This is a genomic window from Stenomitos rutilans (assembly GCF_059505485.1).
Map to the genome: position 1 here is coordinate 24530 of NZ_JCACKR010000124.1, position 6212 is coordinate 30741.

The 6212-nt window shown below is 47.2% G+C and carries 7 protein-coding genes; 2 read left to right on the top strand and 5 right to left on the bottom strand.

Features of this window, described 5'->3' with window-relative positions; translation table 11 throughout:
• Window positions 1–38: 38 nt before the first annotated feature.
• Entirely contained in the window at window positions 39–422 is a 384-nt protein-coding gene (locus AC5JLP_RS26645; protein ID WP_496070868.1) for a hypothetical protein, read from the top strand.
• A gap of 61 nt (window positions 423–483) precedes the next feature.
• Here the strand turns inward: AC5JLP_RS26645 and AC5JLP_RS26650 are convergent, their stop codons facing one another.
• Together AC5JLP_RS26650 and AC5JLP_RS26655 are read right to left on the bottom strand one after the other, a co-directional pair.
• Window positions 484–2835 carry a bifunctional serine/threonine-protein kinase/ABC transporter substrate-binding protein gene (locus AC5JLP_RS26650; RefSeq protein ID WP_496070869.1) on the bottom strand — a complete coding sequence of 784 codons (2352 nt, stop codon included), beginning with the start codon at window positions 2833–2835 and terminating at the stop codon, window positions 484–486.
• Between the two features lie 191 nt (window positions 2836–3026).
• Window positions 3027–3401 (bottom strand): c-type cytochrome, encoded by a 375-nt coding sequence (locus AC5JLP_RS26655; RefSeq protein WP_496070870.1) that lies wholly within the window; start codon window positions 3399–3401, stop codon window positions 3027–3029.
• A gap of 328 nt (window positions 3402–3729) precedes the next feature.
• Between AC5JLP_RS26655 and petG the strand changes: the two genes are divergently transcribed.
• Window positions 3730–3828 (top strand): cytochrome b6-f complex subunit V, encoded by a 99-nt coding sequence (gene petG, locus AC5JLP_RS26660; RefSeq protein WP_496070874.1) that lies wholly within the window; start codon window positions 3730–3732, stop codon window positions 3826–3828.
• Window positions 3829–4152: 324 nt separating this feature from the next.
• Here the strand turns inward: petG and AC5JLP_RS26665 are convergent, their stop codons facing one another.
• From AC5JLP_RS26665 to AC5JLP_RS26675, 3 genes are all read right to left on the bottom strand, one after another.
• Entirely contained in the window at window positions 4153–4644 is a 492-nt protein-coding gene (locus tag AC5JLP_RS26665) for an ureidoglycolate lyase (RefSeq protein ID WP_496070871.1), read from the bottom strand.
• A gap of 196 nt (window positions 4645–4840) precedes the next feature.
• Window positions 4841–5476, bottom strand: coding sequence for a uracil phosphoribosyltransferase (gene upp, locus AC5JLP_RS26670; protein ID WP_496070872.1), 636 nt, complete (start codon window positions 5474–5476; stop codon window positions 4841–4843).
• Between the two features lie 99 nt (window positions 5477–5575).
• Window positions 5576–6013 (bottom strand): DUF4079 domain-containing protein, encoded by a 438-nt coding sequence (locus tag AC5JLP_RS26675; RefSeq protein ID WP_496070873.1) that lies wholly within the window; start codon window positions 6011–6013, stop codon window positions 5576–5578.
• Window positions 6014–6212 lie beyond the last annotated feature (199 nt).

Below are 6212 nucleotides of genomic sequence, written 5' to 3' on the forward strand. Positions count from 1 at the left end.
TAGCGAACGTTCGGATTGTCTTGATGGAGAGTCGCCTTATGGTTGGAACAAAGCATTCAGTAGCACGCACAGCGAAGCCATACCCTATCGCTTTCGTTCTGGCGGCGATCGGTCTAGTGATTGGAGTTTCTCAGGCAGCTTTGGCACAAGAGGTACAGCCTGCTCAGCCGCAGCAGATTTTTCAGGATCAGCAAACTCGTGATCCGTTTTCTAGTCGCGGAAATGACCAAACTGGCGGCGTTATGGACCTGATACATCGGGCAATGCAAGCAGGCTCTACCAGCAATGAGGATTTTGTCGGTGAGCAACAAGAAAACCTGGACTCAGCGACGGCTGCATTTCGAGAAGCTCAGAAAAAGCGACTCACAGGGACGTCAACCCCTCCCGTAGCAACTCCAGGTACAGCTACCCCTACAAACTAAAGCCAAAACCTGTTGTAAGTCAAAGGTTCCAAAGCGCTGCTTTCAGAGTTCCTGTAAGCGTTTAACGACTTAACAGGGGCTTAAACTCATATTTGGTTCGCTTGCCGACAGTAGTTGGGGCCACTACCATCAGGCGGACATTGCTCTGTCGATCGCCTGACGACAAAAAGCGCACCGATTCTGCTGCGCCAGGCGCTACAAAGGCAGGCTGAGCAAGCACTCTTTGCATGCCAGCACGGCTTGGGTTGCTGCGCAACGCTGCAATGAGGGCTTGAGTGGCATCATACGCTAGGGCTGTACGCCAAGTCACGGAAGCATTTTGCCCCCAAAGCTGCTTGGACTGTTGTTGAAACGGACGTCGAGCTAAATCAGCAGGCACGGCAACAGTCATACCGACAGCGTCTTTACCGGCAACTTTGAGCAGTTTAACCGTCGAGATGCTGTCTCCTCCAATGACTTTAAGCCGCCGCCGATTCAACTGCAAAACCTGAATCGCCCGATCCGAAACCTCACTATCAGGTGCCAACATAATCACTTCAGCACCCTTGGCGATCGCCGTCTCAACACTATCAGCGGCATCAAAATCGGGACGAGAAAAATCAAACTCGCTCATCAGTTCTACGCCGTTGTAGAACAGCGCATTTTTGAACTCAGTTTTGAGTGACATACTGTAAGCACTGGCCGCGTTAAAGAACACGACAACTTTGCGTTTCTTCAAGCCATTGAGCATATAGTTAGTCAACGCCTTCGCCGTTAGGCGATCGCTGGGCATCGTGCGGAAAATATACTGCCCAAAATTAGACAGTTGCACCGCTGAGCTAAGGGGTGAAACCATCACCAGTTGCTTTGCCTGGTAAATAGCAGCGGCAGATAGGGTTGTATCGCTAATGCCATGTCCAACCACGCCTAAAATTTCTGGTTGGTTCGCCAGTATTGTTGCCAACTGTTGAGCCGTATCACGCTTGTTATCGTCATTGGCAATCACGACCTTTAAGCGCGTACCGTTAATACCGCCTGCCTGGTTCAAATCGTCCTGCGCCTTTGCAACCCCTCTTAAAATTTCGAGCGCCGAACCAAAAGTATCGCCTAGCGGGACCGCCACGGCGATCGTGTAAGCTTTTTCAGTACCAATGCGTGCGTTATTGAGGTAAATCAAGGTTTCGGGATCGCCCTCGTTGCTCCGGCGAGCTGACTCTAAAGTAGCGATAGCTTTCCCGTATGCACCAGCAGCAATCTGCTCCACACCTTCTTGCTTCTTAGGATCAGCCTGCCATCGGCTCAAGAGCTTTTCGCCTACACTGATGCGATCACTCGCCAAAAGTTGCCCTGCTTTTGTTGAAGGCGTAGACGGTGAGAGGGATACTAGGGCAGTAGGAGAGAAACTGCGTATCAGTGCGATTAGTGCAAACGCAGCGACAATTGTGCCACCAGTAACCATCACAACATGCCTTCCCTTAAAGCGGTAGCGTTCCGGGAGTCGCTCATGGCGATCGGCTTGAAACTGAGTTTGAAGCGGCGGTGTTATGGTGAGCGCATTGGCCGAGAGCCTCCTTGGGATAGGGGCAGACTGGGGGCTTGCAGGCGTACTATCTAACACAACCTGATGCAGTGCTTGTCTTGCCTCTAAAGCCGATTGATACCGATGAATGTAGTGATAGCAAATCATTTTGTCCAAAAAAGTTGCTAACGATTCATCTACCTGTACCTGGTCTCGCCAAACAAGTTCAGACGTATTAAAGTCCTGCGGGAGTTGAGATGGACGCATTCCTGTAAGCGTTTGAATGGCAACCATCCCCAAAGAATACAAGTCGCTGCTGAACTGGGGCCTACCCAAACACTGTTCGCTAGCCGCATAGCCAGAGGTATAAATCGGGAGGCTCAAATTAGTTTCGCCCGTTGCCTCCGCGATCGTATTGCTTAGCGTTTTTACCGCTCCAAAGTCAATCAGCACCAATTTACTATCACGATCGCGGCGAATGAGATTTTCGGGCTTAATATCCCGATGAATCACACCTTGATTATGCACAAACTCCAGAACGCCCAATAGATCGTCTAGTAAAGCAACCACCTGACTCTCAGAGAAGTGAACACCCTGAGTCAATTCATCACTAAGAGGGTGCCCATCAATAAATTCTTGAACCAGGTAAAATTCTTGATCCTCTTCAAAGTAAGCAAGCAATTGTGGAATCTGGTCGTGCCTGCCTAATCGCTCTAAAGTTGCTGCTTCCGCCTGAAAAAGCCGCCTCACTTGCTGAAGTACCGAGGCTCTTGGGCTAGAAAACGTGAGATGTTTCAGCACACAACGCGGGTTACCAGGACGCTGAGTATCTTCGGCAATATAGGTATTACCAAATCCCCCTGCTCCCAAAACATTAATAACTTTGTAGCGTGCACCGAGGAGTTCACCCAACATTGCATCCACAGCTTACGGTAAGATTACCGCACCAAAGGGCAAAATTACTTTCTACTGACTTTACCGTGATGCTGTTGATCATGCTAGGGGGCTTACAGACATCCACCAGCTAGCCAGTCATTAACGGCTGTCTAGCGCCTACCATCAAGACTCCCAGTTTAAATCAAAGCTAAGCCTTGCCTATAAACAGACTAAAGGCTTGTCAGGTAGCTTAGCAAGTCCGCCATTTCTTGAGGACTGGGCTGAAACTGAGGCATTGGTGGAGTTTTTCCACTGATAACCTGTTGAATGATGTTCACTTTCGACTTCCGGCTTGAGACATCAATCAGGCTTGGCCCAACTCGGCCATCAGCCTGTGTCCCGTGACAACCAGCGCAATTCATCAGAAAAATGGCGTGACCTTGTATAGCATCTCCTTCGCGCTCAATCACATCACGCACATAGGGCGAAGAGGCACTTAACTGATAGATGCTAACGATCGCAACAAGGACCGCAACAAGGACTGCTAGGATGATCAGAGCAACCCTTTGAATCAAACTTTCTTGATTGAGAAGCTGGTTATCCAAAAGTTCTTAAAAAGTGCGTAGAACAAAAAGCATTCAGGTGCAAGCAATTAATTCGATAACTTCTCTACTTTAAAGCCTCTTTAGATAACTTCGCAATTCTCTCATACCTTGGAGCAGTAAAGAAATACCGCTTCTTCGCTGACGTCCACACTATAGGTAACGCGTTTAGAGCAGGCAAAAGGTATGAAGAAAGGTAAAGGCTTCCAGTAGCCAATCTTGTCAAGTATGCTGCGCTCAGCCACTGAACCTTGTACTATGTATAAGTAGAATTGGCTGCCTATATCAGCGTAGCCGACTTAAAAGGAGATTGAACTTGGTAGAACCACTTTTGTCAGGCATTGTACTTGGACTAATCCCGATTACTCTTGCTGGTCTTTTTGTCGCGGCCTATCTACAGTACAAGCGCGGAAACCAACTGGGTCTTTAGCGCCCTAACTAGTATGAAGCCGCTAGGTTTAGCTATCCTGGGTTTCCTAAGATGGCTAGTACACTCTAATTTAAACATCTCCACTGCAAGCACTTAAACTACTAGTCATAACCCAGAAAAACGTGTATTCAATTTCAGCGAGTACGCGTTTTTCATTTTTATGGCGTCAACATGATTCAGTCGTAGCCGATGTCCCCACCCGTACACCTGAATCATGTAGCTTGAAGGTACCTGAACAATTACAGAATTACGTTTCTAGCACGTCCGTCTACGGCTCTTTAGACCAACAAAGTAACCGTGATTGACAACTTCGTTAGCCAAGGATCATGAAACGATCTCAAACGCAACGCCGTGCTGCTCCAAAAGGTTGCAGGTGTCGTGATCAACTAGGTTAGTATCACTCAATTCAAGATTGTAAAAATCTACGCAATCATGGTCGAAAAAAGGCCCTGCATGCCATGTACCAACCGCAAGCTTAATAAAGCAATTTCCAGGGATACGAAACACTACAATGTCTTTCCAAGCCGGAAACTTTGCTAGGCTTGGTGGTGCCACTCCCATCAACCAATCCTTTCCTTCCAAAGAACCTAGACACTGAGTACAAAAGTGATGGCGAGTGATGTGATGAAATTTACGGCCTCGCTGATACAATCGCATAATATAAAAGCGAGGAATACCTTTATGGATCTGCAATTGAGCGTCCTTTTCACTAAAAGGTGTATGGTCATCTAAAGCAGCAATCATCTGACCAAAGGGAAGGAAATTTTCTGGATTAATTTGTTGTACGACGGCCCTTTTCAGCAAATAACTATCCATAGCCAGACTTAAGTTAATTCACCCAAATAGTACACAGCAAATACTACATTACCTGACAAAAGGAGGGCGACTAGGTGTCTCCTTCGCCTTTATAAACGACGTAACCGTACTTAGGCATCAAGCATAGAACAGCAGCAATTAGCTTTGGTCTTGAAGAGGGCAACCAACATTAAAGCAATTTCTACGCAAGTAGCACTCACTTTGTTCCAAATAAGCGATCACCAGCATCGCCCAACCCAGGAACGATGTAGCCATGTTCATCCAAATTCTCATCGATTGCAGCCGTAAAGATCGGAACATCTGGGTGCTGTTCATGAAAATTTTTGATACCTTCAGGTGCAGCTAGTAAACACACCAACTTCAGCGATCGTGGGTTAGTCTCCTTCAGCCGTTGAACCGCAGCCGCGGCTGAATTACCTGTAGCGACCATAGGGTCTACTACTAGCATGTCACGCTCCTCAATATCGTGCGGCACCTTAAAGTAATACTCCACCGGCTCCAAAGTCGTCGGTTCTCGATACAAACCAATATGCCCGACTCTTGCAGACGGCATGAGTTGCAGCATACCATCCAAAATGCCCTGACCTGCACGCATAATTGAGACAATAACAAGCTTTTTGTCAGGAGCCAGCACAGGCGCATTCATCTCACAAATCGGCGTTTTGATTGCTTCATACTTAAGTGGCAAGTCACGTGTTACCTCATAAGCTAGAAGCATACTAATCTCTGTCATAAGCGAACGAAACTTAGCAGTACTAGTTTCAGCACGTCGCATGAGGGTAAGTTTGTGCTGGATTAGTGGATGCTCAATAACAATAACGCCAGATGCCATAAATAAAGCCTTCAGTAGATGCAATGGGTAAATGTCGCGAGCTCAATCAAGTTGAACTGCTCATAGCCCGCACTTTTATGGATAGCTCAGAACAAACGCTCAGGGCAAATACTTTTGAACAGCCTCCCATCCTGTCAGTGAAACCCACAGAAATACAACAAGCAGAACAAAATTAGTGCTGATATGAAGCGATCGCGCCCAAGGTTGCATTAAGCTAATTTGCACAGCACTCCAAACAGAAAGAAATACTAGGCTCACCACACTCAATCCTGCAAGCAAATGCCATGAGTGTCCCAAACTGCCAAAATGACCCAAGGTGCCAACAATACCAATCCCTAAAAGAAGCAACACTAGAGCTGTGAGTATAATCCCTACCCCAAGGTGCAAAAAAAGTAGCCAACTAGGACGCGTTTGATAGTGCTGGCGCTGAGTAAAAATATATAAGCCAGAAACAGCTAGCAGCAAGTACGCCGCGATCGCAAATCCCATCGACCAAGCTGCGGCTTTCCATAACCAGATAAATGCGGGCAAATTCACATGTAATGCTCTAAATGTCTTCCCTAATCTGCGCAAGTGGCCTTAGTTCTCACATGCCACTTCTTCAATTATAAAACTGTTCTTCTCTTCTTATATACTCTGAAACATAGAGGGGACGTACTCAGATCTGAGTACGTCCCCTCTATGCTGGATTAATTAACCTGGCACCGTGCTATTTTTGCGGAGGGCAACCCCTCAA

Coding starts and splice junctions, on each gene's coding strand:
- AC5JLP_RS26665 (WP_496070871.1), bottom strand. CDS start 4,644: ATGGATAGTTATTTGCTGAAAAGGGCCGTCGTACAACAAATTAATCCA.
- AC5JLP_RS26650 (WP_496070869.1), bottom strand. CDS start 2,835: ATGTTGGGTGAACTCCTCGGTGCACGCTACAAAGTTATTAATGTTTTG.
- AC5JLP_RS26645 (WP_496070868.1), top strand. CDS start 39: ATGGTTGGAACAAAGCATTCAGTAGCACGCACAGCGAAGCCATACCCT.
- upp (WP_496070872.1), bottom strand. CDS start 5,476: ATGGCATCTGGCGTTATTGTTATTGAGCATCCACTAATCCAGCACAAA.